We start from the raw sequence: 25376 nt of genomic DNA, 5'->3' as shown, positions 1-25376 counted from the left end.
TCCGGCCAGGGAGCGCCGCTCCCACGATCGACGCTCCGCTCCCGCTGCGGGCCGACGCGGCGCACGCTGGCTCCCATGCAGACACGCACCCTCAGCACCACCGGCCCCACCGTCTCCGCTCTCGGCCTGGGCGCCATGAGCATGTCCGGTTCCTACGGACACGCCGACCGCGCGGAAGCCGTCGCGACCGTGCACGCCGCGCTCGACGCCGGCGTCACGCTGATCGACACCGGCGACTTCTACGGCATGGGGCACAACGAGCTGCTGCTCGCCGAGGCGCTGCGCGGGCGCGACCGCGACGGCTACGTCCTCTCGGTGAAGTTCGGCGGGCTCGGTGGCCCGGGCCTGCCACCGCTGACCCAGGACTGCCGCCCGGTCGCGGTGAAGAACTTCCTCGCGTACTCCCTGACCCGCCTCGGCGTCGACCACGTCGACGTCTACCGCCCGGCCCGGCTCGACCCGCAGGTCCCGATCGAGGACACCGTCGGCGCGATCAGCGAGATGATCGACGCCGGGTACGTCCGCCACCTCGGGCTGTCCGAGGTCGACGCCGCCACCGTCCGCCGGGCGCACGCCGTGCACCCGGTCGCCGACCTGCAGATCGAGTACTCGCTGATCTCCCGCGCCGTCGAGGCCGAGGTCCTGCCGACGCTGCGCGAGCTGGGCATCGGCCTCACCGCCTACGGCGTGCTGGCCCGCGGGCTCCTGTCCGGCCACTACGAGCCCGGCAGGCCCGGGGACGCCCGTACCCGCAGCCCGCGCTTCAGCGGGGAGAACCTGACGCACAACCTGGGCCTGGTCGAGACGCTGCGCGCGCTGGCGGCCGAGCGCGGGGTCACCGTGGCCCAGCTCGTGATCGCCTGGGTCGCCGCGCAGGGCGAGGACGTGGTCCCGCTCGTCGGCGCCCGCACCCGGGAGCGGCTCGCCGAGGCGTTGCCCGCCGCCGACCTCACCCTGGGCCCGGCGGACCTCGCCGCGATCACCGACGCACTGCCCGCGGGCTCCGCGCGCGGGGACCGCTACCCGTCGGCGTTCATGGGGGCCCTCGGCGTGGGGAACTGACCCCTCGCGGCGGGCGGTCCGGCGCCGGGCCGGGGAGGATCAGGGGCATGCGCACGGACATCGTCCCCGAGGAGCTGGGCAGCGGCCCGTTCTACAAGCTCCTGACCAGCGTCGTCGTCCCCCGGCCGATCGCCTGGGTCTCCACCCGCTCGGCCGACGGCGTCGACAACCTCGCCCCGCACTCGTTCTTCACGGTGTCCTGCGTGGACCCGCCCATGATCCAGTTCACGTCGGTCGGGAAGAAGGACTCGCTGCGCAACGTCTCGGAGACCCGCGAGTTCGTCGTCTGCCTGGCGAACGAGCCGATGTTGGAGAAGATCAACGCGACCGGCACCGACTTCCCCGCCGAGATCAGCGAGTTCTCCTCGGTCGGGCTGACCGCCGAGGCGTCGTCGGTCGTGGCGCCGCCGCGGGTCGCCGAGTCACCGGTCGCGCTGGAGTGCGTGCTGCACGCGAACATCGAGCTGGGCAACTCGACCGTCGTGATCGGCCGGGTCGTGCACGCCGCGATCGAGGAGAGCGTGTTCGTCACCGACGAACGCGGCAACTCCCTGCCCGACATCCACCGGCTGGCCCCGCTGGCCCGCCTGGGCCGCAACGAGTGGTCGCGCCTCGGCGAGGTCCTGGAGATCACCCGCATCCCCTACCAGCAGTGGCCGGGTCACTTCGGCGACGCGTGACCCGGCCCCGCCCGGGCTACAGGGTGTACTCGGTGGGCGGCGTCGCGGCCGGGTCGGCGTGGATCTCGCCCTCCCGGCCGCGCAGCTCGACCCGGCGGATCTTGCCGGAGATCGTCTTCGGCAGCTCGAAGAACTCCAGGCGCCGGATCCGCTTGTAGGGCGCGAGGTTGTCGTAGGCGAACCGCAGGATCGCCTTCGCCGTCTCCTCGGTCGGCTCGTGCCCGTTCGCGAGCACCACATAGGCCTTCGGCACGGCGAGGCGGACCGGGTCCGGGGACGGCACGACCGCCGCCTCGGCGACGGCCGGGTGCTCGATCAGCACGCTCTCCAGCTCGAACGGGCTGATCCGGTAGTCGGAGGCCTTGAACACGTCGTCGGCGCGGCCGACGTAGGTGATGTAACCCGACTCGTCACGGGAGCCGACGTCGCCGGTGTGGTAGTACCCGCCGGCCATGGCCTCGGCGTTGCGCTCCGGGTCGTCGGCGTAGCCGACCATCAGCCCGGTCGGACGGTGGGCGAGGTCCAGGCAGATCTCGCCCTCGTCGGCCACCTCCCCGGTGGCCGGGTCGACCAGCGCGACGACGAACCCGGGGATGGGCCTGCCCATCGAGCCCGGCTTGACCGGCTGCCCGGGCGGGTTGCCGATCTGGACCGAGGACTCGGTCTGGCCGAACCCGTCGCGGATGCGCAGGCCCCACGCCTTCTCGACCTGCTCGATGACCTCGGGGTTGAGCGGCTCCCCCGCCCCGACGACCTTGGACGGCGGCGTCGTCAGCCCGGACAGGTCGGCCTGGATCAGCATCCGCCACACCGTCGGCGGCGCGCAGAAGCTCGTCACACCGCAGGAGTCCAGGACCGACAGGACGGACTCGGCGTCGAACCAGGCGTAGTTCATGACCAGCACGGTCGCCTCGGCGATCCACGGCGCGAACACGTTGGACCAGGCGTGCTTGGCCCAGCCGGGCGAGGAGATGTTCAGGTGCACGTCGCCGGGCTCGAGCCCGATCCAGTACATCGTCGACAGGTGCCCCACCGGGTAGGACGTGTGGGTGTGCTCCACCAGCTTCGGCTTGGCCGTGGTGCCCGAGGTGAAGTACAGCAGCAGTGTGTCGGAGGCCTTCGTGACGCCGTCCGGGGTGAACTCGGCCGCGGCCGAGTAGGCCTCACCGGTGTAGTCGCGCCAGCCCGCGACGGCACCGTGCACGGCGATGCGGGTGTAGTCGCCGTCGACGCCGTCGAACTTCGCGGTGTCGCCCGCACCGACGACGACGTGCCGCGCCCGGCCCCGGTCGATCCGGTCCTGCAGGTCGGCCGGGGTGAGCAGGGTGGTCGCGGGGATGACGACGGCGCCCAGCTTCATCGCCGCCAGCAGGGTCTCCCACAGCTCCAGCTGGTTGCCGAGCATCAGGACGACCCGGTCCCCGCGGGCGACGCCCTGCTCGCGCAGCCAGTTCGCGACCCGGTTGGACCGCTCGGACAGCTCGGCCCAGGTCCAGTGCGCCTGGGAGCCGTCCTGTTCCAGGATCCACAGGGCCTTCCGGGTGCCCCGCTCGGGGTCCGCGGCGACGACGTCGAAGTGGTCGAGCGCGAAGTTGAACTCGTCGAGCTCCGGCCAGCGGAAGTCGCGGTAGGCCGTGTCGTAGTCCTCGCGGTGGGTCAGCAGGAAGTCGCGGGCGGCGAGGAACGTCTCCGTCGCCGGGCTGCCGGTCGCCATGGGGTGCACCTCGGTGGGCTCGTGCGGGGGGCCCGTGCCCCGGGCCCGTCGTGCGGGGCCGCCCGTGCGGCCGTACCGCGACCCTAGTCACTCCGCAGCAGGCTCGGCAGGTCGCGACGGCCCCGCCACATGGGGCCGCCGCACGGGGCCGCCGCACGGGGCCGCCGCACGGGGCCGCCGCACGGGGCCGCCGCAGGAACTCGGGCCGTAGGACCTCGATCACGCGATGGTGGCGGCGAGGTCGGCCCGCCCGGGCGGGCCGGTGATCGTAAGGTGCCCGCGTGACCGTGCCGAACCTGCCGAAGGTGACGCCCCCCGACGTATCGGTGTCCCGCCTGCGGGTGGGCCGGTACGGACCGCGGACGCTGCTCCGCGTCGTACTCGTGGGGCTCGCGCTGGTGCTCCTCGTGCTGCTGCTGGCCGGCTGCGGCAACGGCGAGCTGCCCGCGGCGTGGCGCACCCCGTCGCCGGCCCCGACGACGTCGCCGACCGCCACGCCGACCCCGTCCCCGACGCCCACCACGACCCCCACGCCGAGCCGCACCGCCGAGCCGTCGCGCACGACGGCCGCCCCCGCCCCGGCCCCCGCGCCCGGGCGCGGGGGTGCCGACGGCGGCGGGTCGGGCCGGGCCGGGGCCCCGGAGGCGGCCGCGGCGCCGTCACCGATGTGGCCCGCGGGCGACGCGGCGACCGCGCGGCGGATGCAGCAGCAGTCCGACGCCGGCGGCGACCCGTGGCTGCTCGACCCGGAGGAGGTGACGCTCTCCTTCGTCGGCAGCGAGCTCGGCTACCGGAACCCGACCGTCACCCGCCTCGGCAACGGTGTCTACGCCGCCACCGACGGTCGCACGCCGCAGCGCGCGACGATCCGGCTCACCCAGCCGGTCCGCTCCGGTACCGGCGGGATCTGGGTGGTCGACCACGTCGACCGCGGCTGACCGGACCCGACGGGGGCCGACCGGGCCAACCGCCGCGGGCGGTCACGGGCCGGCCCTCGCCGGCACCCGACGTCACCGGAGCCTCGTGCCGGACGGTGTGCGTCGCCGGAAGCCGACCTCGTGTTACGCCCTGTGCGCGCCGTGGGTACCGTGAGGTGAATGACAGTTGGCACGAACGGGTGAAACCCGGCGTCGAGTGCAGCGCCAGGGCCCGGTTCGACGATGTTCCGTGTGAGGCCGCCGCGAGACCGCGACGGTCGGGGGGTCCAGGAGAGGCGGAGCACGATGGCCAGCGAGTCGGTCCAGCAGGACGTCTTCACCGTGTTGCACGGGCAGGCGTCGCCGATCGTGAGCCGCTGGGCGTACCGCGCCGCGGACCCGTTCGCGATCTCCTTCTCGGTGCGCCGGTCCTCCGACCGCTGGATCGAGTGGCTCGTCGCACGTGATCTCGTGATCGAGGGCCTGACCACCCCCACCGGCATCGGTGACATCCGGATGGCGCCGCGCCGCATCGACGGCTACGACGTCGTCGAGCTGGAGATCCGCTCCGACGGCGGCTCCGCTGTGCTGGAGGTCGACCGCGACCTGCTGGCCCAGTTCGTCGACTCGACGCTGGAGATCGTCGACCTCGGCGAGGAGCACGACCACCTCGACATCGACGGCGCCATCGCCCGGCTGACCGGCAGCGCGGCGGGCCCCACCACCCCCTGAGCCCACGCTCCCACCGACGACGAGGGCCCCGGACCGCGCGACGCGGTACCGGGGCCCTCTTGTCGACCGGGTGTCCCGGACACTCAGCGGTTCTGCCCGGCCCACTCGGGGTCGGTCGAGGCGTCCCACTCGGCGTCGGCCGCGGCCTCGTCGGCGTGGTCGGCGTCGCGGGCGAGCTGGTCGCTGACCTCCGGGTCCCCCACCGGGGACTCGTCGACGACCGGCACGACGCCCTCGTCGACGTCGTGCACGGCGGCCTCCTCGGCACTGGCCGCGCCCCCGTCGATGCCGACGTCGGTCCCGGCGCCGTCGACGGCCGGGTCACCCGCGACGGAGTCGGTGGCCGCGGTCAGCCTGCCGGAGCGGCCCGGGTCGCCCTCCGGAAGGTCGTCGGGCAGCTCCCGGGCCAGGCGCGCCTCGTGCGACTCGCCCTCCTCCTGTCCCGCCGCGGTCACCGCGTTGTCCTCGACGCCGTAGGGGCGGTCCGGCGGGACGTAGCCGGAGTCCAGCGGGTCGGTGTCCGACGGCCCGGTCAGCGCCTCGTCGGTGTCCAGCTGCATCGCCGACGCCATGTCCGGCGCCTCCGGCTGGAACTCGTTCTCGTCACCTGAAGCGGATGCCATCGCCTGCGGGTCTCCTCGGTGTGGCCGTGTGTCGGGTGGTGTTCGGTCTCGGGTGTTCGGTATCGACCGTGCGTACCCGGCGTCGCCTCCCGCCATGCGCCGACGCCCGGACGCTACGGTCGCCGACACCGGACCCGCCGTCGCCGGTCCCCGCGCCGCACCTCCAGTACGTACGAAGGAGCACTCCCCCGTGACCGCCGCCCCGTCCGCCCGTTCCGGTGACAGCACCCGCAGGGCCCTGCTCGCCGCGGCCGCGGACCTGTTCACCGAGCACGGCTACGACCGCACCTCGGTCCGTGCGATCGCCGACCGGGCCGGGGTGAACCAGGCGCTGCTCTTCCGCTACTTCGGCAGCAAGGACGCCCTGTTCGCCCGGGTCGCCGCCGAGCGCGCCCTCGCCGTGCTGCACGACGGCCCGCCCGAGGACCTCCTGGCCCGGCTGCTCCGGTCCGTCCTCGACAGCAGCCAGGGCCCCGAGCGCGACCTGTTCGGGCCCGTCGTGCGCTCGGCCGGGACGTCGGAGGCGGCCACGGCCGTGCGGAGGGAGCTGGCCGGGGCGTTCACCGAGGCGTTCGCCGCGCAGGCCACCGGCGCCGCCGACCGGGCCGAGGCCGAGCTGCGCGCGGAGCTGGTCCTGACCTGGCTGCTCGGGCTGAGCCTGGTCCAGCCGCTGCTGCCCGAGGGCGCGGTCGGGCGGGCCGACCCGGACACGGTGCTGGCCCACGTCACGCGTGCCGCCCGCACCCTGCTGGAGGCACCCGGGGTCAGCCGGTGAGCCGGTCCGCCTCGGCGCGGAACCGCTCGCGCTGGGCCGCGGTCTCCCGGGTCCGCGACAGGTAGTGCTCGGGCCGCGGGGCGCGGTCGTGCCAGAACCGGCCGGTCCCGACCGCCGACGACGGCGCGGCCGCGAGCCACACCGCGGTGTCCGCGCCCTGGGCCGGGGTGCGCAGCACGGGGCCGACGACCCGGTCGAACAGCGGCAGCGACCCGGTGACGCCCGGGGTGCGGGCCCAGCCGGGGTGCAGTGCGTGCACGGTGACCTGCCGGGGGGCCAGCTCGTCGGCGAGCAGCCCGGTCAGGACGACCTGCATCCGCTTGGTGCGGGCGTAGGCCGCGGTGCCGCCGTAGTCGCCGGTGCGGAACTGCAGGTCGTCGTCGCGCAGGGGCTGGGCGTACATGCCGCCCGAGGACATGATGATCACCCGGGAGTCGCTGCCGGACCGCTCGGCGCCGGCCGCGAGGGTGTCGGTGAGCAGCCGGGTCAGCAGCAGCGGCCCGAGGACGTGCACGGCCAGGGTCAGCTCGTTGCCCTCGGAGGTCTCGCTGCGGCCGGGCGGGAGCAGCCCGGCGTTGTGCACCAGCACGTCCAGGGCATCGACCTCGGTGGCGAACCGGGTCGCGAACGCGCGCACGTCGGCGAGCTCGCCGAGGTCGCAGACCTGCACCGGCAGCCGGTCGGCCGACAGCCCCGGCACGGCGGCCAGGATCCGGTCCCGTGCCGCGACGCCCTTGTCCCGGGAACGGACGAGCAGGTGCACCGTCGCGCCGAGCCGGACCAGCCCGGTCGCTATCGCCTCGCCCAGCCCGCCGCCCGCGCCGGTGACGAGCGCGGTGCGCCCGGCCAGGGCGCCGCGGGGCGGGTCGGCGCGGTCGCCGGTCCACCCCGGGCGCCGCAGGAGGTAGCCGATCCGCGAGTAGCCGGGGACCAGGGTGCGGTCGAGGAGGGTGTCGAGGACGGAGGGGACGACGCTGCCGGGCACGGACCGATCCGACCACAGCGCCGCGCCGCCCGCGCGTCGATCAGCCCTGCGGCCCCGGACCGTCGTGTCGGTCGTGCCCGCTCCGGCGCCGGCCGACGACCGAGGGGCCCGATCGGGACCCGTCAGGCCGCGGTGTCATCGACGGCGGAGTCGCGACGGCGCGCCCGGACCTCCGTCCAGCCCGCCAGTCCGAGGACGAGCACGGCGCCCGCCACGGCACCCCAGAGCGTCGAAGCGCTGACCCCGTCGTCGCTCCCGCGCACCAGCAGCCCGGCAGCCAGGACGACGACCAGGACCAGGACCGGGACCATGCGCGACCGGGCCATCCGCATGCCCTCCGTACCGCGGACCCCGAGCCTCTCGGCGTAGACGATGCAGACCAGCGACGGCACGCCGACGATGCCGATCACGACCACGACGTAGGGCAGCGCCGGCGGTCCAGCGATCCAGATCATCGCCGCCGCGGCCGCCAGCCCGAGCCACAGCATCAGCTGGAACCCCACGGCCGACGCCTCGTTCCAGACGTCCCGGCGGCGCTCCTCCCGGTAGAACGGATTGCCCAGGTCGCCGACCGCGGCGGCCGCCCGGACGAACCAGCCGTCGCGCTCCGTCTCGTCACCCATCACACGTCCTCCCCCGCCGCGCCTCGGCGCGGCCTCACTCCGATGTCCCGGTCGCGTTCCCCGCGGCCCGGCCGGCCTCTGCCTCGGACCCGAACAGCCCCTCGACGGTGCCTCCGAGCGACCGGGCGATGGCCAGGGCCAGGTAGACCGACGGTGCGTAGTCGCCGGCCTCGACGGCCACGACCGTCTGCCGGGTCACGCCGACCTGTTCGGCCAGCTCGGCCTGCGTCATGCCGGCCGCCGTCCGGGCCGCGCGGACGGCGTTGCGCCGTCCCCTCGCCGATGTCCGTCCCACACCGACGAGTGTCAAGGCTACTCGACTTCGTGTCAAGTAAGCCGGACATCGATCCGCCCCGCTCCGGAGCGACCTCGATCTAGCCGAGGCGCTCGCGGACGGCGTCGAGGTTGCGCTGCATCCCGGCCCGCCACTCCCGCAGCCGGCCCTCGACGATCCGCTCCTCCTTGTCCGGCCACCGCTCGATCGCGACGGTGAGCCCGGACGGCCCGGGGCCCATCCGGGCCCACTGACGCAGCACGGTGCCGTCGCCGTCGCGGGTGAGCTCGAAGCGCCAGGGCGGTCCCGCCGCACTCGGCACCGTCCTCGACGGTCCACTCGAACACCCGCCCGGGTTCCCAGGCGGTCACCGTGGACACGGTGCTCCACCTGCCGATGGCCTCGTGGTGGTGCTCGCCGCGCAGCCGGGCACCGAGCCCGGGGCGGTCGCCGTCGGCCCACTCGGCGCGCTGCATCTCGGTGGACACCTCCGCCAGGAACTGCGGGTCGGTCACCAGCGCCCACACCGCGTGCGGCGGTGCGGCGACCCGGGCGGTGGCCTCGGTGGTGGGTCCGTCGGCGTAGCGCATGCGACCTCCTCGTCGTCGGCCCGCGGCGGGTCAGCGCTCGTCGGCACCCCGGCGCAGCAGGTAGGTGTCCATGATCCACCCCTTGCGCTCCCGGGCGTCGGCGCGGACCTTCAGGATCTCGTCGGCGACCTCGTCGAGCGGCCCGGCGACGAGCAGCTCGTGCGGCGTCCCCAGGTAGGCACCCCAGTAGATGTGGAGCTCACGACGCTGCTCGACCGGCAGCGTGGCGAAGGCGGTACGGCCGTCGAGCATCACGACGACGTCGTCGACGTCGTCGGGCATCCCCTCGGCGATCCGGCGCCCGGTGGTGATCAGGACGGGGCGGCCGACCCGGTTGAGGATCAGCCGGTGGGCGGCGGCGAGCGCGGCGACGCTGGAGATCCCGGCGACCGACTCGACCGCCCACTGCTCCCCCGTGCCGTCCAGCACCCGGTCGAGCAGGCGCAGCGTCCCGTCGTAGAGGGAGGGGTCGCCCCACACCAGGAACGCGCCGGTGTCGCCGTCGGCCAGCTCGGCGTCGAGCATCTCGCGGTAGAGCCGAGCCCGCCGGTCCTGCCAGTCGACGACGACGTCGCGGTAGCGCTCGTCGTCACGCTCGACCTCGGTGCCGCGGTCCCGGCCCACCTCGGGCGCGGTGACCAGCCGGTAGCCGCCGTCCGGGCGGTGTCGGCGCAGGATCTCGGTGCGCAGCGCCAGCAGGTCGTCCTGCGACCCCCCGCCGTCGAGCCCCTTGTCGATGACGAAGACGACGTCGGCCCGTTGCAGGGCGCGGACCGCCTGAAGGGTGAGGTGGTCGGGGTCACCGGCCCCGATCCCGATCACGAGAACCGTGCGCACCGGAATGACCGTAATGGACCCCGGACACGCCCGGGCACTCCCCCGATCGGCAGGTACCCCCGCTCCGGTGTCGCCCGATGCGCGCAGCGTGCGACCCCGTATCGCCACGTCGTCACTCGGTAGTGTCGTGGTGACCGGCGAGCCGGGCCACGTCACCGGCCGACCGCCGACGACCGACCCCCACGCGCCACCCCGGGAGGCCACGTCACCGTGCCCACCAGCGAGAGCACCAGCAGGATCCTGACGATCGGGCACCTCGTCGAGTCGCTCGACGACAGCGGCGTCGCCGCCGCGCTCGGCGACCTCGCCGTCGCCGCCCCGGACGCGGGGTTCCGGGTGGTGGTCGTCGCGCTGGCCCCGTCCGGGCACTCCGAGGTCGCCGAACTCCTGTCCCGTGCCGGGGCGCCGCCGGTCGAGCTGAACGTCGCACCGTGGGACCCGCGCGCCGTGCTGAAGGTGCTCGCCGCGTTCCGGGAGCACGGCGTCGACCTGGTGCACTCCCACGGAGCCCGGCCCGACGTCGTCGGCTCGGCCGCCGCGGCCCGCCTGCGGGTGCCGGCGGTGTCCACGCTGCACCACATCCACGAGCACCCCGCCGACCGCGGCGACCAGCTCCGGCGGACCGCGAAGACGTTGGCGCGCAAGCGGTTCATGACCCGCACGATCGCCACGTCGGCCCTGCAGCGCGACTGGTACCGCCGCGCCGCCGGGTCCACCGAGGGCCTGTCGGTGATCCCGGACGGCGCTGCCGACCCGGGCGAGGGCACGGCCGAGGAGCGGGAGCGCCTGCGGCGCGGGCTCGGCGTGGACGACCACGAGGTCGTCGCCGTCTCGGTCGCGCCGATGCGCCGGGGCCAGGGGCAGGACATGCTGCTCGACGCCGTCGCCGGGATCGCGCCGGACGAGCCGCTCACCGTGGTGCTCGGCGGCGACGGACCGCTGCGGCCGTGGCTGGAGTCCCGGGTCGCCGCCGACGAGGCCCTGTCCGGCCGGGTGGCGTTCCGCCACAGCACCGACCCGGTGGCGCTGCTCCGGGCGGCCGACGTGCAGCTGCACACCACCCGGCACGACACGATGCCCCGGATGCTGCTGCTCGGTCACGGCACCGGCACCCCGGCCGTCGCGACCCGGGTCGGCGGGATCCCGGAGATCGTGACCCGCGAGACCGGCCTGCTGGCCCCGGTCGACGCCACCCGGATCGCCGACGAGCTGGTGCGCCTCACCCGCGACGCCGACCTGCGTGCCCGGCTCGGGGCCGGGGCCCGGCGGCGGTTCCTCGACCGGTTCGCGGCCGCGCCGTGGGCGGCCCGGCTCGGCGACGTCTACCGCAGTGCGGCCGGGGTCGCCGGCGCGCCGGCCGCCGCCGAGCTGGACACGCCCGAGCCGGTGGGGGGCTGAGCCGGTCCCGGGCTCCGACTGCCCGGACCGGGCTCCCGGTGCGCCGCCGGGTGCCTCGTTCGTGGAGGCCCCGGTCGGCCGGCTCGGAGCGGGGACGGACCGGACCGCGGTCAGCGCCGTCGCAGCGGCCGGGCCGGGCCGGTCAGCGGCGGAGTGCTCCCGCCCTCGGCCTGCACCTGCCGGCGGGCCTGCAGGTAGAGCGCCGGACCGGAGACCAGTCCGCGCAGCTTGCGAGCGCCCGCCCCCCTCGGCAGCGCGACGACGTCCTGCGGCGCCGGGCGGTCCTCGTCCGCGAGCGGGGCACCGAACGGCTCCGGCGACGACCCGCGCCCACCGACGGCGGCGGGGGCGTGCTGCTCGTGGCGGGCCCGCGCGACGGGCTTCGGCTCCGAGGACTCGCGGCGCACGATGTCACGCAGCCGCCCCAGTGCCGCTGGGAACCGGCGCACCGCCAGCCGGCGGGCCCGCGGGTCCAGCGCCACCTTGCCCAGGAACGCGCCCAGCCCGAGCGCGTAACCGGCCATCTGGTCGCGCAGCTCCCCCGACGACGGCCGGTGGTGGTGCCACACCCACGCCGACGGCAGGTAGGCGAGGGTGCCGCCGTCGAGCACGATCCGGACCAGCAGCTCGATGTCCTCGCCGCCCCGGGTGGGCCTGCCCGGGCCGAGCGCCTCGTCGAACCCGCCGAGCGCGCGGACCGGCTCGGCACGCACCGCCAGGTTGGCGCCGATCCCGAACAGGCCCGGGGAGAACGGGAACACCGGGGAGTCCGCGGGTGGGTCGTCGAGCCGGAACCGGCGCGGCAGGAAGCCCTTGTTCCAGGCCAGCGCGACGTCGGCGGCCCGCTCCTCGGGGGTCTCCAGCCGCGCGGCGAGCACCGGACCGCTCAGCGCGACGAGCTCGGGATCCTCGGCGAAGGACCCGGCGATCCGTGACGCCCACCGCGGGTCGGGCTCGGTGTCGTCGTCGGTGAACGCGACGACCGCGGTGCGGGCCTCGGCGAGGCCGCGGTTGCGCCCGACCGAGACACCGCGGCGCGGCTCGCGGACGTAGCGGACCCGCGGGTCCGCGCAGTCGCGGACGACCTCGCGGGTGCGCTCGTCGGGCGGGTCGTTGTCGACGACGAGCACGGTCACGTCGGGGTGGTCGCCGGCCAGCACCGCGGCCAGGCAACGACGGACGCTCTCCGGCCGCCCCCGCGTCGCGACGACGACGGTCAGCGGCTCGGCCGACACCGCGGGCTCGGCCGGTGGTTCGCGCCCGGCGACGGCTGCGGCGGCCCGGGCCAGGTCCGCGGCGCGCGCCCGGCCCCCGTGCAGCGGGACGACGGCCTGACCGACGGGGACACCGCCGTCGGTGACCAGCAGCCGGGCCGAGCCGAACCGCGGCGGGACGGCGAGGTCACCGGCCCCGTGGCCGCTGCCGTGCACGCCACGGTGGTGGGCGAGCTCACCCACCCAGACGGGGTCGCCTGCTCGGTCCGGCACTGCTGCGACCTCCCGGGATCGTGGGTCGGTGTCGGTGGTCGGCCCGACCGGCGCACGCCCCGCCGGTCGCGACGGGCACCCGCCCCGATCGTCGCAGAGCGTCCGGCACCCGCGCTCGCCAGGCACGGGACCCGCTCCGTCCGCTGCTCCGTCCGCCACGGTCCGGACGACCTCCCGGCCCAGTCACGCCGACGTAGTGCCACCGGCGGCACCGCCGGGTTCGGGACAGGGTGGTCCGTCCGGGGCTCTCCCGGTCACCGTGCGCACCGCGACACCCGGGTACACACACCGTTCGGCGCGGCCGAACGACCGTACGACCCGAACGACGCACCGTCCGCACCGTTGGTCGCGGCCCCGGTGCGTGGATCGCGCCGGACCGGCCGCTCGCCGCACACCCGGCGAGCCCCGTCGGTGTCCGAGTCACGGATCGGTTACGGTCCCTCTCGGCTGGTCGACGAGATGTCGGCTGGTGCGCCTGGTCGGTCGCCTGCTCCCCGCTGGCCGACACTCCCCCTGGCGCCCACCCAGCACGCAGCGGGGCGGAGCCGTGTCCGGTCACGAGGACCGGGGCGGGTTCGAGGCGGCGAGGACCCCCGAATGACCACTGCACTCACCCCGGAACTCCATACACCCGAGAGCGACGTCCCCCGGCGTCGCCGGGACCGTGACGCCGGCGCGGGCATCTCCGCCGCCGAGCTGCTCGCCCGCTACTCCGAGGCCGGGTTCGACACCCCCGCGACCGGTGGCCGTCGTGCCCGCCGTGCCGACGCCCCGGGCCCGGACCTGGAGCGCATCGGCACCCCCGCGACCGGTCTGCCCGCCGCGCCCGGCAGCGACACCGTCATCACCCGCGACGCGCCGGACACCCCCGCCGGCGTCACCTCGCGGACCGCGGTCGGCCTGCTCCGCGGCACCTCGGACACCGGGCCGCTCGGGCGCAATCCGCGCGCCGTCGTCGCGACCATGTCGGCGACGCTCGTCGGCGCCACCGCGGTCATGGGCGTCGTGTCGACCCTCAGCTCGCCGGAGCAGTCCCCCGAGACCTCCGCGGACATGGACCTCACCGGCGCGGCCAACGAGGCCACGATGAAGCTGTCGATCCCGGCCGCGGGCTCCGAGCACGGCGGAACCGGCACCAGCGACGCCGCGTCCACCCTGACCAGCGGGTTCGAGCACGTCACCGCGTCGGTGCCGCAGGCCTTCGAGAAGGCCGACGCGGCCCGCATCGCCGCCGTCGCCCAGAAGGAGGCCGCAGCGAAGGCGGCCGAGGCCCGGGCGAAGGCCGCCGCGGGGTCGGCCCGGCACGGTGGGGACGACGACGGCGACGGTGGCGGCGTGATCGGCGACATCGTCGGTGGCCTGACCGGCGGCTCCGCCGAGGGCGCCCAGGCCCTCGCGCAGGCCAAGCAGCAGCTCGGCAAGCCCTACAAGTGGGGCGCCACCGGCCCGAGCGCGTTCGACTGCTCCGGCCTGATGGTGTGGGCGTTCGAGCAGATCGGCATCGACCTGCCGCGCACCTCCAGCGCGCAGTCGCAGATGGACGGCACCCCGGTCTCCAAGAGCCAGCTCAAGCCCGGCGACCTGGTGTTCTTCTACTCGCCGGTGAGCCACGTCGGCATCTACGCCGGCAACGGCAAGGTGCTCCACGCCTCCACCAGCGGCGAGCCGGTCAAGTACTCCGACATCGACTCGATGCCGTTCCACAACGCCGTCCGGGTCTGACCCCCGCCGCACCCTGCCTTCGAGGCCGCACCCCTGGGGAGGGGTGCGGCCTCGACGCACGTCCGGCCCCGCCCGCCCCGCAGCCCAGGGCCCGCCCAGCGACCCACGGCCCGCACACAGACCCACAGCCCGCGCGGTGATCCGCCCGGCGCGCAGTGATCCGCCGGACGCGCGATGATCCGCCCGGCGCGCGATGATCCGCCGGACGCGCGGTGATCCGCCGGGCGCGCGCGTCTGAACGCGCGCGAACAACGGATCATCGCGCGGGCTGCGGATCACCGGCGGACCGCGGGCAGCACCGGCGGGCGGCTCCCCGTGGGAGGGCGGCGGCTACAGCGAGCGGAGCCGTTCCGCGACGCCCTCGGGCAGCACGTCGGAAATGAACGCGCCCGCGCCGGACTCGGACCCGGCCAGGTACTTGATCTTGCCGGGGGCCCGGCGGATCGAGTGCAGCCGCAGGTGCAGCCGGGCGTCGGAGCGACCGTCGGACTCCAGCACCGGGGCCTGGTTCCAGCCCGCGACGTAGGGCAGCTCGTCGTCGTAGAGAGCGTCGAGGCGGCGCAGCACGTCCAGGTAGAGGGTCGCGAACTCGGCGCGCTGGGCCTCGTCGAGGGCGGGCAGGTCCGGGGTGGGCCGGTGCGGGTACAGGTGCACCTCGACCGGCCAGCGCGCCGCCTGCGGCACGAACGCCGTCCAGTGCTCCCCGGCAACGACGACGCGCTCCCCCGCCCGCTCGGCGGCCAGCTGCGTGTCGAACAGGTTCTCCCCCGTTGCCTCGCGGTGCGCGGCGACGTGGGCCAGCATCCGCTGCGGGAACGGCGGGACATAGGGGTAGGCGTAGATCTGGCCGTGCGGATGGGACAGCGTCACGCCGATCTCGGCGCCCCGGTTCTCGAACGGGAAGACGTAGCGGACCCCCGGCCGGGCACCCAGCTCGGCGGTCCGGTCGGCCCACGCCTCCAGGACCAGACGCGCCCGGTCGGGGGTGAGCCGGGAGAACGGGGTGTCGTGGTCGTCGGTGAAGCAGACGACCTCGCACCGCCCCGACGCAGCCTGCGGCACCGGGCCCGGTTCGGGCAGCGGGGCGCCGGGTGCAGACCCGAACGACGGGAAGCGGTTCTCGAACGCGACGACGCCGTACTCCGGGCTCGGCACCTCGGTGTGGCGACCGTCGCGGCTGGGGCACAGCGGGCACTGGTCGGCCGGCGGCTTGTAGGTGCGGTCCTGCCGGTGCGCGGCGATCGTCACCCACTCCCCGGCCAGCGCGTCGTAGCGCAGCTGCGAGGCGGGCACCACCCGCGGGAGGTCGCGGGCGTCGACCAGGTCGGCCGGGTCCCGGGGAGCATGGTCGGGGCCGTCGAACCAGAGGATCTCCCGGCCGTCGGCCATCCGGGTGGCCAGCTTCTGCACCTTCTGCACGTACGTCACCTTCCGGGCCGGGCAATGATCACGTGGTCGACCTCGCCCTCGAGGACCGCACGGTCGGCGTCGGCCAGACCGCTGTCGGTCACGAGCACGTCGGCCTCGGACAGCTCGGCGATCGTCGAGATCCCGACGGTGCCCCACTTGGTGTGGTCGGCGACGACCACCAGCCTGCTGCCGGACTCGATCAGGGCGCGGTTGGTGTCGCGCTCGGTGAGGTTCGGGGTGGAGAAGCCCGCCGCGGCGCTCATCCCGTGCACCCCGAGGAACACCGTCTCCAGGTTCAGCGAGCGCAGCGCGGCGATCGCGACCGGGCCGACCAGGGCCTCCGACGGCGTCCGCACACCTCCGGTCAGGATCACCGTGGTCCCGCGGGAGTCGGCGCCGCCGGTGTGCAACGCGTCCGCGACGGCGACGGAGTTGGTCACCACCGTCAGCCGCGGCACCGCGGCGAGCAGCCGGGCCAGCCGCCAGGTCGTCGTGCCCGCGGACAGCCCGATCGCGGCGCCGGGGGTCACCAGCTCGGCGGCCGCGGCGGCGATGGCGTCCTTCTCCTCCAGCTCGCACACCGACTTGGCGGCGAACCCGGGCTCGGACGTGGTGTGCTCGCCGACGGCCGTCGCGCCGCCGTGCACCTTGTCCACCAGGCGGCGCCGGGCCAGCACGTCGAGGTCGCGGCGCACGGTCATCTCCGACACACCGAGGTGGTCGGCGAGCTCGGACACCCGCACCGCGCCGCGGGTGCGGACCTGCTCCACGATCACCTCGCGCCGCTGCTCGGCGAGCAGGCTCATCGTGTCCGGGCCGGACACCGTCGGGGCTTCACCCGCACAGAATGCAACACAACCGAACGTGCGGCAAGGGTCGACCGAGCGTATCGATCGGCCACCCGAGGGGCGTCCAGGTCACCGACCGGTCTCGAAATCGAGCGAAAGTGTTCACTTCTGATCGAGTCCGGTCTAGCTTGTGCGTTGGTCCGCGCAACGCGCCGTCGTGCACCACCGGCCGGCGGACCGGCAGCACACGCACTCGACGGCGAGGAGCTATCCGAGATGGAGCATCACGAGACGGCCCGGCGGGCCCCGGGGACGTCGCGGGAGGGCACGGCATGACCGCCCAGGAGGTCCTGCGCCTCAACCCCAACCTGGTCGACTACCTGCTGGTGGCCTTCTACTTCGTGCTGGTGCTCGGCATCGGCTTCGCGGCACGCCGCTCGGTCTCCTCCAGCCTCGACTTCCTGCTGTCCGGCCGGTCGATGCCGGCCTGGATCACCGGCCTGGCGTTCATCTCGGCGAACCTCGGCGCGATCGAGCTCATCGGCATGGTCGCCAACGGGGCCCAGTTCGGCATCCCGACGGTGCACTACTACTGGCTGGGCGCGATCCCGGCGATGGTGTTCCTGGGCATCGTGATGATGCCGTTCTACTACGGCTCCAAGGCCCGCAGCGTCCCGGAGTTCCTGCTCAAGCGGTTCAACAAGACCACCCAGCGGGTGCAGGCGGTGATCTTCGCGGTCGCCTCGATCCTGATCGCCGGGGTCAACCTGTTCTCCCTGGGCCTGGTCCTGGAGGCGCTGCTCGGCTGGTCGCTGTACCTGGCGATCCCGGTCGCGGCCGTCGTCGTCCTGGGCTACATCTCCCTCGGCGGGCTGTCGGCCGCGATCTACACCGAGGTCCTGCAGTTCTTCGTGATCCTCGCGCTGCTGATCCCGCTGACCGTCGCCGGGCTCAACCGGGTCGGCGGCTGGGACGGCCTGACCCGCGCGGTCACCGAGGGTCCGAGCGGCGGTGCGGACCTCAACGCCTGGCCCGGCACCCCGCTCACCGAGATCGCCAACCCGTTCCTGTCCGTGCTGGGCATCGTGTTCGGCCTCGGGTTCGTCCTGTCCTTCGGCTACTGGACGACGAACTTCGCCGAGGTCCAGCGCGCCCTGTCGGCCAAGTCGATGTCCGCCGCCCGGCGCACCCCGATCATCGGTGCGTTCCCGAAGGCGCTGGTCGTGCTGGTCATCGTGACCCCGGGCATGATCGCCGGGATCCTGGTCCCGCAGATCGCCGCGGTGAAGTCCGGCGGCGGCGACGCCGTCGAGGGCATCACCTACAACAACGCGCTGTCGCTGCTGATGAAGGAGGTCCTGCCCAACGGGATCCTCGGTGTCGCGATCGCCGGCCTGCTGGCCGCGTTCATGGCCGGCATGGCGGCGAACATCAGCTCGTTCAACACGGTGTTCACCTACGACATCTGGCAGGACTGGGTGCGCCCGGGCCGGGCCGACCGCTACTACCTCGGCGTCGGCCGGCTGGTCACGATCGTCGGCTGCGTGCTCGCGATCGGCACCGCGTTCATCGCCTCGGGCTCGGCGAACCTGATGGACTACATCCAGTCGCTGTTCAGCTTCTTCAACGCACCGCTGTTCGCGATCTTCATCCTGGGTCTGTTCTGGAAGCGGATGACCGGGCCGTCGGCCTGGATCGGCCTGCTCTCCGGTACCGCCGCGGCGGTGCTCGTCGACATCCTCGTGCGCACCGAGGTCTGGACGATGTCCAGCCAGGCGGGCAGCTTCGTCGGCGCCATCGCGGCGTTCGTCGTCGGTGTCGGCGTGGCCGCGGGGGTCTCGCTGGTGACCACCCCGAAGCCGGACGCCGAGCTGGTCGGCCTGACCTGGAGCCTCACGTCCAAGGAGGCCCGCACCCATTCCACCGACGGCGACGACGCGGGCTGGTACCGCAGCCCGGGTGTGCTCGGTGCGCTGGTGCTCGCGATGACCGTCGTCCTCTACATCGCGTTCGGCTGAGCGGAGACCTGCGATGAGCTCGAAGAGTGCAGACCACACCCCCGGCGACCGCGCCGGGGCCGACGCCCCGGTCTCGACGACCGCGGCCAACCTGTTCGACCTGCGGACGGTGATCGCCCTGCTGTTCGGGGTCTACGGCATCGTGCTGCTGATCATGGGCATCGTGTCGGGGAACGACCCGGAGAACCTCGCCAAGACCGGCGGTACGAATCTCAACCTGGACACCGGCATCGGGATGCTGGTGATCGGGGTGCTGTTCGTGCTGTGGGTGTACCTGCGGCCGCTGAAGCTGGCCCCGCCGGCGGCCGACGAGCAGGACTGACCCGGACCACGCCGGCCGGGAGTGCCCTCAGCGCTCGCGGCCGGCGGGGTTCGGGTAGACCGGGTTGAACGCCGCGAGGGTGTAGTCGTCGATCCGGCGCACCACGCGGGTCAGGCCGGAACGCAGGACGCGGAGTGTGTCGATCATGGGTGGGATTCCCTTCGGTGTCGGCGGTGGGACCGCCTGCTGTGGACGAGGGAGCCCGCCGGGTGAGGCGGGCGGCCTCGTCACCGGACCCTTCCAGGATGCACTGAATCGATCCCGACGCGCCGCCGATCGCGAGCGCGGTCACGATGTGAGGCCGGTCGCGGCGTGCGGGTGATCGCCCGCGACGGCGCGCACGAGATCGAGATCGCGCGGTCGCGCTTCCGCTGCACCGTCGCCCGCGTCGTCGACGTCGCAGCGGCCCAGGCCGTGATCGACCGCGTCCGCCGGGCCGGGCCGGACGCCACCCACCACTGCACCGCGCTGCGCATCGGCGACCCCGCCACCGGGGACCTCACCGCCCGCAGCAGCGACGACGGCGAGCCGTCGGGCACCGCGGGCGTGCCGATGCTGGAGGTGCTCACCCGCCGCGGGCTGACCGACGTCGTCGCCGTCGTATCACGCTGGTTCGGCGGGACGAAGCTCGGCGCGGGCGGACTGGTCCGCGCCTACTCCGGTGCCCTGACCGCGACCCTGGACGTGGTCGGCGAGCTGCGCCGGGTCCGGCACCGCGAGCTGCTGCTCGCCGTCGGCCACGACCGCGCCGGGCGCCTGGAGCACGACCTGCACCACTCCCCGTACCGCCTGTGCGACGTCACGCACGGCGCGGACGTCACGCTGACCGTGGCCGTCGCCGAGACCGACACCGGCGCCTTCGTCGACTGGCTCGCCGAGCACACCGGCGGCGACGTCGAGGCGCTCGACGCCGGCCCGCGCGACCTCTACCTACCCTGAGCGCGTGCACATCCGCCCCGCCACCGCCGACGACCTCCCCGCCGTCCTCGACGTGCTCCGCCCGATCTTCGCCGACGGCCGGACCTACACCGTCCCGCCCGACGCCGACGACGCCTGGATCACCCGCATGTGGATGCTCCCGCCGCCGGCACGGGTCGTCGTGGCGGTCCGCGACGGGAGGGTCGTCGGCACCGCCAAGACCGGGCCCAACCAGCCGGGGCCGGGCTCGCACGTCGCGACCGCGAGCTTCGCCGTCGACGCGGGCGAGGCCGGGCGCGGCACCGGGCGCGCGCTCGGCGAGCACGTGCTGGCCCTCGCCCGCGCGGACGGGTACGCCGCGATGCAGTTCAACGCCGTCGTCGCGACCAACACCCGCGCGGTCGCGCTGTGGCACTCGCTCGGCTTCGCCACGGTCGGCACGGTGCCCGACGCGTTCGCCCTGCCCGACGGCACGACCACCGGCCTGCACGTGATGCACCGCTACCTGTGACCCGCACGGTCTGCATCGTTGCACCTCTGTACCTGCAGAGTTAGCCGTGCCTACACTGCGTCTTCGCCAGACCTCATCACTTCACGGGGGCGCACATGACGAGCACGGACACGGCCGCACCGGTCAGCGTGGAGCAGCTGCGCCGACGCGGGTGGCGCGGCAGGCTCGCCGTCCTCGGGCCCGCGTTCGTCGCCGCCGTCGCCTACGTCGACCCGGGCAACTTCGCGACGAACTTCTCCGCCGGCGCCGGCTACGGCTACCTGCTGGTCTGGGTGATCGTCGTCGCGAACCTGATGGCGATGCTCATCCAGTCGCTCTCGGCCAAGCTCGGGCTCGCGACCGGCAAGAACCTCCCCGAGCTGTGCCGCGAGCACCTCACCCCGTGGCGGAACCGGTTCATGTGGGCCCAGGCCGAGCTCGTCGCGATCGCGACCGACCTGGCCGAGGTGATCGGCGGCGCCGTCGCGCTGCACCTGCTGTTCGGGATCCCGCTGTTCACCGGCGGGGTGATCACCGGCCTGATCGCGTTCGTGTTGCTGGGGCTGCAGTCGCGCGGGCACCGGCCGTTCGAGCGGGCGATCGTCTTCCTGCTCGCGATCATCCTGGTCGGGCTGGTGTCCACCGTGGCGCGCACCGACGTGGACGGTCCCGCGCTCGCGGCGGGCCTGGTCCCGGGCTTCGACGGCGTCGGGTCGCTGGTGCTGGCCACCGGCATCCTCGGCGCGACCGTGATGCCGCACGTGATCTACCTGCACTCGGCGCTGACCCAGGGCCGCCTGGTCGCCCGTGGCCCGGAGGACACCCGGTTCCTGCTGCGGGTCGGGCGCACCGACATCGCGCTCGGGATGGGCGTGGCCGGGCTGGTCAAGCTGTCGATGCTGGTCGTCGCGGCCGCCCTGTTCGCCGGCACCGACGTGCCCGGCACCGACACCCTGGAGGGCATCTTCGCCGGGCTGGGCAGCGAGCTCGACGCCGTCGCCGCGTACGGGTTCGCGATCGCGCTGCTCGCCTCGGGGTTCGCGTCCTCGGGCGTCGGGACCTACGCCGGGCAGGTCATCATGGCCGGGTTCCTGCGCCGCCGGATCCCGCTGCTGCTGCGCAGGCTGCTGACCCTCGCCCCCGCGCTGGTCGTGCTGGGCATCGGGATCGACCCGACGCAGGCGCTGGTGCTCTCCCAGGTCGTGCTGTCGTTCGGGATCCCGTTCGCGCTGGTCCCGCTGGTGTGGCTGACCGCGCGCCGCGAGGTGATGGGCGACCTGGTCAACCACCGCGTCACCACGGCCGCGGCGGTCGTCGTCGCCGCGGTCGTGGTGGGGCTGAACGCCTTCCTGATCTGGGAGGCGTTCGTCGCCTGACTCAGCGACCGCGCCAGACCGGGTCGCGCTTCTCGGCGAACGCGGTGGCGCCCTCGCGGGCGTCCTCCGAGGTCAGCACGGGGCGGACGATCGCGTCGTGGCGCTCCCAGCGGTCGGCGCCCCAGTCCGGGCTCTCCCGCACGATCCGCTTCGACGCGGCGACGCCGAGCGGCCCGTTCACCGCGATCCGCGCGGCCAGCGCCAGCGCGGCCTCGAGAGCGGTGCCGTCGTCGACGACGGAGTTGACCAGGCCGGCGGCCTCGGCCCGCGCGGCGTCGATCGGGTCCCCGGTCAGCAGCATCTCCAGCGCCAGTGCCCGGGGCACCCGGTTCGCCAGCTCCAGCGCACCGCCCGCGGCGGCGACCAGGGACCGCTTGACCTCCGGCACCCCGAAGCGGGCGCCACGCCCGGCGACGACGAGGTCGCAGGCCAGCATGATCTCGAACCCGCCGGCCAGGGCCCAGCCCTCGACGGCGGCGATCATCGGGGTGACCGGCGGGGCCTGGGTGATCCCGCAGAGGCCGCGCCCGGGCACCGACGGCCGCTCGCCGCGCAGGAACGCCTTGAGATCCATCCCGGCCGAGAAGACCCCGCCCGCGCCGGTCAGCACGCCGACCCGCAGGTCGGGGTCGGCGTCGAGCTCGTCGACGGCCGCGGCGACGGTCCGCGCGACGCTCTCGTTGAGGGCGTTCTTGGCGTGCGGGCGGTTGATCGTGATCAGCAGGACGCCGTCCCGCCGCTCGACCAGCACGTCCTCGTCGGACGCGGCCGTCCCGGAAGGAGTCAGTTCTGACTGCTCTGTCATGGGCCCACCCTAGATCGCGGGCGCCACCACCGGAACCGAGTGCTCCCAGTCCGCGAGCAGGGTCCGCAGCGCGGTCACCAGCGCCAGCGGCTGGTCGATCATCACGTGGTGCCCGGCGCCGGGGATCTCGACGACCAGCGCGGACCGGCCCATCCGGTCGACGGCCATCTCCCCCATGTCGGCCGGGACCAGGCCGTGCTCGGCGCGGAACAGCGCGATCCGGCAGCCCGGCCGTCCCAGGTCGCCGGGGGTCAGCCCGATCCCGCCGAAGATGCGCGGGTCGAACTTCCAGCTCCAGCCCCCGTCGACGGCGCGCACGCTGCGTTCGGCGATGTGCCGGTGCACGTAGGGCAGGTCGCCGGGCTGGCCGGGGATGGTGCGGAACCGCGCGACCAGCGCGTCGCGGTCGGGGTGCACCTTCACCGGGCCGAACGCCCGCTGTTCCCGTGCCGCCAGCTCCTCCGGCGACCGGTCCCGGATCGGGGAGTCGACGGCGACGGCCCCGGCCAGCTCCTCGCCGTAGCGCAGTGCCGCGGTGAGCGTCACGAACCCGCCCATGCTGTGCCCGATCAGCGTCGGACGCGGGCCGAGGCCCGCGGCGTCGATCACGGCGCGCAGCTCGGCGGCCCAGCGGTCCAGGTCGTAGGACGGTGCGCGCCCGGAGTCCCCGTGCCCGGACAGGTCGACCGCCACCACCCGGCGGCTGCCCTCGGTCAGCAGCGGGGCGATGTGGTCCCACCAGTGCAGGTGTGCCGCGCCGCCGTGCACCAGCAGCACGCCGGGCCCGCCCGGGGTGCCCCAGCTGCGGAAACGGATCTCGACGCCGTCGCTCTCGGTGCGCCCGGGCTCGCCCGGCTCGGCGAGTGCGTCGGTGAACCACGTGGGCGGAGCGGTGGACACGCTGGGACCTCGGATCGTGGTGCGGGGACGGCCGTGGAGAACCTACCTCCCCGCGGCCCCGACGACGCCCGGCAGCGCGGCGGCGACCAGGGGTGGCGTCTTGTTGACACGTTTTCTACGATGACGGTGTGTCTCACAACGAGGTGGAGCCCGCCGGCCGCGTCCGTACGGTGCGCAGCCGGGACGACCTGGACCTGGTCGTGGAGGAACGGGGCGACCCGTCGCACCCGACGGTCGTCGCGGTGCACGGCTATCCCGACGACCGGCACGTGTGGGACCGCGTGGCCGCGGACCTCGCCGCGGACCACCACGTCGTCACCTACGACGTGCGCGGCCACGGTGGCTCCGCCGCCCCCGGGGCCCCGGCCGGCTACGACCTGGAGCTGCTCGCCGCGGACCTGCGCACGGTCGCCGACGCCGTCTCCCCCGACTCTCCGGTGCACCTGCTCGCGCACGACTGGGGCGCGATCCAGACCTGGCACGCCGTGACGCGCGAGGACGGCGCTCCCTCGGCGATGGACGGCCGGGTCGCGTCGTTCACCTCGGTCTCCGGCCCGTGCCTGGACCACGTGGGGCTGTTCCTGCGCCGCCGCGGCCTCCGTGACCTGCGGCCGGTACTCACCCAGGCGCTGCACTCCTGGTACACGCTGGCCTTCCGGGTGCCGGTGCTGCCCGAGCTGATGATCCGCAGCGGGCTGCTCGGGGCGATGGTGTCGCGGACCGAGCGGATCCCGCGGCCCGCGGTGCGCGACGCGGTCAACGGCCTGGAGCTCTATCGGCACAACCTGCCGCGACGGCTCGGACGCCCGAAGCCGCGACGCACCGACGTCCCGGTGCAGATCCTGGCACCGCTCGACGACGCCTACGTCACCCCCGCGATGGCGACGAGCGCCGCCGCGTACGCCCCCGACCTGCGGGTCCGGTACCTGCCCGGCGGGCACTGGATCGTCCGCAAGCGGGCGGGTGTCGTCGCGCGCTGCGTCCGCGAGCTCGTCGCCGAGCGCTCCGGCGGCACCACCGCGCCCGCGCTGGAGCGGGCGGCGGCCCGGGGCGCCGCCCTGGTCCGCAGCGGGGGGCGGCCGGGCCGGGCGTCGCGCTGGGAGGGCTCGCTCACCGTCGTCACCGGGGCGGGCAGCGGGATCGGCCGCGAGATCGCCCGCCGGCTCGCCGACCTGGGGGGACGGGTCGTCGTCGCCGACGTCTCGGAGGCCGGCGCCGCGGAGACCGTCGACCTGGTGACCCGGCGGCACGGGCCCGGGCGTGCGGTGGCTGCGGTCGTCGACGTCGCCGACGAGGCAGCCGTCGCCGCGCTCGCCGAGCGGGTCGCCGCCGAGCACGGGGTGCCCGACCTCGTCGTGAACAACGCCGGGATCGCGGTCGCCGGGTCGTTCGCCGACACGACGACGCAGGAGTGGCAGCGGATCGTCGACGTGAACCTGTGGGGCGTCGTGCACGGTTGCCGGCACTTCGGCGCGCTGCTCGCCGCGCACGGCGAGGGCGGCACGATCGTCAACACCGCGTCGGCGGCGGCCTACCTGCCGTCGCGCTCGCTGCCGGCCTACGCCACGACCAAGGCGGCGGTGCTCATGCTGTCGCAGTGCCTGCGCGCCGAGCTGGCGGGCGCCGGGGTCGGGGTCACCGCGCTGTGTCCCGGGTTCGTCGACACCCCGATCACCGGTGCCACCCGCTTCGCCGGCACCGACGACGCCACACAGGCCATCCGCCGTCGCGACGTCGCGGCGGCCTACGCCCGACGCGGCTACACCCCGCAGCGCGTCGCCGCCCGGCTGGTCCGCGCCGTCGAGCGGGACCTGCCGATCGCCCCGGTCACCGCCGAGGCGCACGTCGGGCTGCTCGCCTCCCGGCTGTCCCCCGCACTCGTCCGCGCACTCGCCCGGGTCGACGGGACCCGCTGAGTCTCCCAGGAGCA

Annotated in this window: 25 protein-coding genes and 1 pseudogene; 13 read left to right on the top strand and 13 right to left on the bottom strand. The window is 74.6% G+C overall.

What is annotated here, in order from left to right; all coding sequences use genetic code 11:
• The first annotated feature begins 75 nt into the window (after positions 1 to 75).
• Together FVA95_RS01035 and FVA95_RS01030 are read left to right on the top strand one after the other, a co-directional pair.
• A complete protein-coding gene (locus FVA95_RS01035) occupies positions 76 to 1062 on the top strand; it encodes an aldo/keto reductase (protein WP_149662515.1) in 987 nt (328 codons plus the stop codon).
• A gap of 47 nt (positions 1063 to 1109) precedes the next feature.
• Entirely contained in the window at positions 1110 to 1742 is a 633-nt protein-coding gene (locus tag FVA95_RS01030; protein WP_149662514.1) for a flavin reductase family protein, read from the top strand.
• Between the two features lie 16 nt (positions 1743 to 1758).
• Here FVA95_RS01030 and FVA95_RS01025 read toward each other — a convergent pair whose 3' ends face one another.
• The gene (locus tag FVA95_RS01025; RefSeq protein ID WP_149662513.1) at positions 1759 to 3456 is read right to left on the bottom strand and encodes an AMP-binding protein; all 1698 of its coding nucleotides are present in this window, start codon (positions 3454 to 3456) and stop codon (positions 1759 to 1761) included.
• A 281-nt stretch (positions 3457 to 3737) separates the two neighbouring features.
• On the opposite strand from FVA95_RS01025, the gene FVA95_RS01020 reads away from it, so the two are divergent.
• Both FVA95_RS01020 and FVA95_RS01015 read left to right on the top strand, forming a co-directional pair.
• Positions 3738 to 4394, top strand: a complete 657-nt coding sequence (locus FVA95_RS01020; RefSeq protein WP_149662512.1) for a hypothetical protein — start codon at positions 3738 to 3740, stop codon at positions 4392 to 4394.
• A 285-nt stretch (positions 4395 to 4679) separates the two neighbouring features.
• On the top strand, positions 4680 to 5105 hold the full coding sequence (locus tag FVA95_RS01015; protein WP_020625337.1) for an SsgA family sporulation/cell division regulator: 426 nt from the start codon (positions 4680 to 4682) through the stop codon (positions 5103 to 5105).
• 83 nt (positions 5106 to 5188) lie between these two features.
• Here FVA95_RS01015 and FVA95_RS01010 read toward each other — a convergent pair whose 3' ends face one another.
• On the bottom strand, positions 5189 to 5728 hold the full coding sequence (locus FVA95_RS01010) for a DUF5709 domain-containing protein (RefSeq protein WP_193564266.1): 540 nt from the start codon (positions 5726 to 5728) through the stop codon (positions 5189 to 5191).
• 190 nt (positions 5729 to 5918) lie between these two features.
• On the opposite strand from FVA95_RS01010, the gene FVA95_RS01005 reads away from it, so the two are divergent.
• On the top strand, positions 5919 to 6503 hold the full coding sequence (locus FVA95_RS01005; protein ID WP_240051183.1) for a TetR/AcrR family transcriptional regulator: 585 nt from the start codon (positions 5919 to 5921) through the stop codon (positions 6501 to 6503).
• Here FVA95_RS01005 and FVA95_RS01000 read toward each other — a convergent pair.
• The 6 genes and pseudogenes from FVA95_RS01000 to cobF form a co-directional block, all read right to left on the bottom strand.
• The gene (locus FVA95_RS01000; RefSeq protein WP_149662510.1) at positions 6493 to 7488 is read right to left on the bottom strand and encodes an SDR family NAD(P)-dependent oxidoreductase; all 996 of its coding nucleotides are present in this window, start codon (positions 7486 to 7488) and stop codon (positions 6493 to 6495) included. The genes FVA95_RS01005 and FVA95_RS01000 overlap by 11 nt on opposite strands.
• Positions 7489 to 7610: 122 nt before the next feature.
• A complete protein-coding gene (locus tag FVA95_RS00995) occupies positions 7611 to 8111 on the bottom strand; it encodes a DUF2029 domain-containing protein (protein WP_149662509.1) in 501 nt (166 codons plus the stop codon).
• Positions 8112 to 8145: 34 nt separating this feature from the next.
• Positions 8146 to 8406, bottom strand: coding sequence for a helix-turn-helix transcriptional regulator (locus FVA95_RS00990; protein ID WP_149662508.1), 261 nt, complete (start codon positions 8404 to 8406; stop codon positions 8146 to 8148).
• A 79-nt stretch (positions 8407 to 8485) separates the two neighbouring features.
• Positions 8486 to 8707 (bottom strand): hypothetical protein, encoded by a 222-nt coding sequence (locus tag FVA95_RS32520; RefSeq protein WP_240051189.1) that lies wholly within the window; start codon positions 8705 to 8707, stop codon positions 8486 to 8488.
• A gap of 64 nt (positions 8708 to 8771) precedes the next feature.
• Positions 8772 to 8975 (bottom strand): annotated as a pseudogene (locus FVA95_RS32515) (SRPBCC family protein); the annotation flags it as partial.
• Positions 8976 to 9005: 30 nt separating this feature from the next.
• Positions 9006 to 9812 carry a precorrin-6A synthase (deacetylating) gene (cobF, locus tag FVA95_RS00980; RefSeq protein ID WP_149662507.1) on the bottom strand — a complete coding sequence of 269 codons (807 nt, stop codon included), beginning with the start codon at positions 9810 to 9812 and terminating at the stop codon, positions 9006 to 9008.
• Positions 9813 to 10022: 210 nt separating this feature from the next.
• Between cobF and FVA95_RS00975 the strand changes: the two genes are divergently transcribed.
• Positions 10023 to 11210, top strand: coding sequence for a glycosyltransferase family 4 protein (locus tag FVA95_RS00975; protein ID WP_240051182.1), 1188 nt, complete (start codon positions 10023 to 10025; stop codon positions 11208 to 11210).
• Positions 11211 to 11320: 110 nt separating this feature from the next.
• Here the strand turns inward: FVA95_RS00975 and FVA95_RS00970 are convergent, their stop codons facing one another.
• Entirely contained in the window at positions 11321 to 12697 is a 1377-nt protein-coding gene (locus FVA95_RS00970) for a glycosyltransferase family 2 protein (RefSeq protein WP_161992154.1), read from the bottom strand.
• Positions 12698 to 13294: 597 nt separating this feature from the next.
• Between FVA95_RS00970 and FVA95_RS00965 the strand changes: the two genes are divergently transcribed.
• Positions 13295 to 14419 (top strand): C40 family peptidase, encoded by a 1125-nt coding sequence (locus FVA95_RS00965; protein ID WP_240051181.1) that lies wholly within the window; start codon positions 13295 to 13297, stop codon positions 14417 to 14419.
• 330 nt (positions 14420 to 14749) lie between these two features.
• Here FVA95_RS00965 and galT read toward each other — a convergent pair whose 3' ends face one another.
• Both galT and FVA95_RS00955 read right to left on the bottom strand, forming a co-directional pair.
• Positions 14750 to 15829 (bottom strand): galactose-1-phosphate uridylyltransferase, encoded by a 1080-nt coding sequence (gene galT, locus FVA95_RS00960; RefSeq protein WP_149662561.1) that lies wholly within the window; start codon positions 15827 to 15829, stop codon positions 14750 to 14752.
• A gap of 14 nt (positions 15830 to 15843) precedes the next feature.
• On the bottom strand, positions 15844 to 16635 hold the full coding sequence (locus FVA95_RS00955; RefSeq protein ID WP_060714509.1) for a DeoR/GlpR family DNA-binding transcription regulator: 792 nt from the start codon (positions 16633 to 16635) through the stop codon (positions 15844 to 15846).
• A gap of 314 nt (positions 16636 to 16949) precedes the next feature.
• Here FVA95_RS00955 and FVA95_RS00950 point away from each other — a divergent pair, with 314 nt between their 5' ends.
• The 5 genes from FVA95_RS00950 (at position 16950) to FVA95_RS00930 (ending at position 21741) form a co-directional block, all read left to right on the top strand.
• The gene (locus FVA95_RS00950; protein ID WP_149662505.1) at positions 16950 to 18635 is read left to right on the top strand and encodes a sodium:solute symporter family protein; all 1686 of its coding nucleotides are present in this window, start codon (positions 16950 to 16952) and stop codon (positions 18633 to 18635) included.
• A 13-nt stretch (positions 18636 to 18648) separates the two neighbouring features.
• Positions 18649 to 18957 carry a hypothetical protein gene (locus FVA95_RS00945; RefSeq protein WP_161992153.1) on the top strand — a complete coding sequence of 103 codons (309 nt, stop codon included), beginning with the start codon at positions 18649 to 18651 and terminating at the stop codon, positions 18955 to 18957.
• Between the two features lie 312 nt (positions 18958 to 19269).
• Positions 19270 to 19896, top strand: coding sequence for a YigZ family protein (locus tag FVA95_RS00940; protein ID WP_149662504.1), 627 nt, complete (start codon positions 19270 to 19272; stop codon positions 19894 to 19896).
• A gap of 4 nt (positions 19897 to 19900) precedes the next feature.
• Complete coding sequence (locus tag FVA95_RS00935) at positions 19901 to 20386, top strand: GNAT family N-acetyltransferase (protein ID WP_149662503.1); 486 nt, start codon at positions 19901 to 19903, stop codon at positions 20384 to 20386.
• Positions 20387 to 20481: 95 nt separating this feature from the next.
• Positions 20482 to 21741, top strand: coding sequence for an Nramp family divalent metal transporter (locus tag FVA95_RS00930; protein WP_149662502.1), 1260 nt, complete (start codon positions 20482 to 20484; stop codon positions 21739 to 21741).
• 1 nt (position 21742) lies between these two features.
• Here FVA95_RS00930 and FVA95_RS00925 read toward each other — a convergent pair whose 3' ends face one another.
• Both FVA95_RS00925 and FVA95_RS00920 read right to left on the bottom strand, forming a co-directional pair.
• Positions 21743 to 22546: a crotonase/enoyl-CoA hydratase family protein gene (locus FVA95_RS00925; protein WP_051050258.1), complete on the bottom strand. Its 804-nt coding sequence runs from the start codon at positions 22544 to 22546 to the stop codon at positions 21743 to 21745.
• A 9-nt stretch (positions 22547 to 22555) separates the two neighbouring features.
• A complete protein-coding gene (locus tag FVA95_RS00920; RefSeq protein WP_149662501.1) occupies positions 22556 to 23446 on the bottom strand; it encodes an alpha/beta fold hydrolase in 891 nt (296 codons plus the stop codon).
• A gap of 128 nt (positions 23447 to 23574) precedes the next feature.
• On the opposite strand from FVA95_RS00920, the gene FVA95_RS00915 reads away from it, so the two are divergent.
• Complete coding sequence (locus tag FVA95_RS00915; RefSeq protein ID WP_149662500.1) at positions 23575 to 25362, top strand: SDR family oxidoreductase; 1788 nt, start codon at positions 23575 to 23577, stop codon at positions 25360 to 25362.
• Positions 25363 to 25376 lie beyond the last annotated feature (14 nt).

It is taken from the genome of Pseudonocardia sp. EV170527-09 (assembly GCF_008369905.1).
Lineage (GTDB): Bacteria > Actinomycetota > Actinomycetes > Mycobacteriales > Pseudonocardiaceae > Pseudonocardia.
This window is presented reverse-complemented; position numbering and strand designations above follow the sequence as displayed.

Coding starts and splice junctions, on each gene's coding strand:
- FVA95_RS00930 (WP_149662502.1), top strand. CDS start 20,482: ATGACGAGCACGGACACGGCCGCACCGGTCAGCGTGGAGCAGCTGCGC.
- FVA95_RS01035 (WP_149662515.1), top strand. CDS start 76: ATGCAGACACGCACCCTCAGCACCACCGGCCCCACCGTCTCCGCTCTC.
- FVA95_RS00945 (WP_161992153.1), top strand. CDS start 18,649: ATGAGCTCGAAGAGTGCAGACCACACCCCCGGCGACCGCGCCGGGGCC.
- FVA95_RS00925 (WP_051050258.1), bottom strand. CDS start 22,546: ATGACAGAGCAGTCAGAACTGACTCCTTCCGGGACGGCCGCGTCCGAC.
- FVA95_RS00995 (WP_149662509.1), bottom strand. CDS start 8,111: ATGGGTGACGAGACGGAGCGCGACGGCTGGTTCGTCCGGGCGGCCGCC.
- FVA95_RS01010 (WP_193564266.1), bottom strand. CDS start 5,728: ATGGCATCCGCTTCAGGTGACGAGAACGAGTTCCAGCCGGAGGCGCCG.
- FVA95_RS01015 (WP_020625337.1), top strand. CDS start 4,680: ATGGCCAGCGAGTCGGTCCAGCAGGACGTCTTCACCGTGTTGCACGGG.
- FVA95_RS00955 (WP_060714509.1), bottom strand. CDS start 16,635: ATGAGCCTGCTCGCCGAGCAGCGGCGCGAGGTGATCGTGGAGCAGGTC.
- FVA95_RS00965 (WP_240051181.1), top strand. CDS start 13,295: ATGACCACTGCACTCACCCCGGAACTCCATACACCCGAGAGCGACGTC.
- FVA95_RS01025 (WP_149662513.1), bottom strand. CDS start 3,456: ATGGCGACCGGCAGCCCGGCGACGGAGACGTTCCTCGCCGCCCGCGAC.
- FVA95_RS00950 (WP_149662505.1), top strand. CDS start 16,950: ATGACCGCCCAGGAGGTCCTGCGCCTCAACCCCAACCTGGTCGACTAC.
- FVA95_RS01030 (WP_149662514.1), top strand. CDS start 1,110: ATGCGCACGGACATCGTCCCCGAGGAGCTGGGCAGCGGCCCGTTCTAC.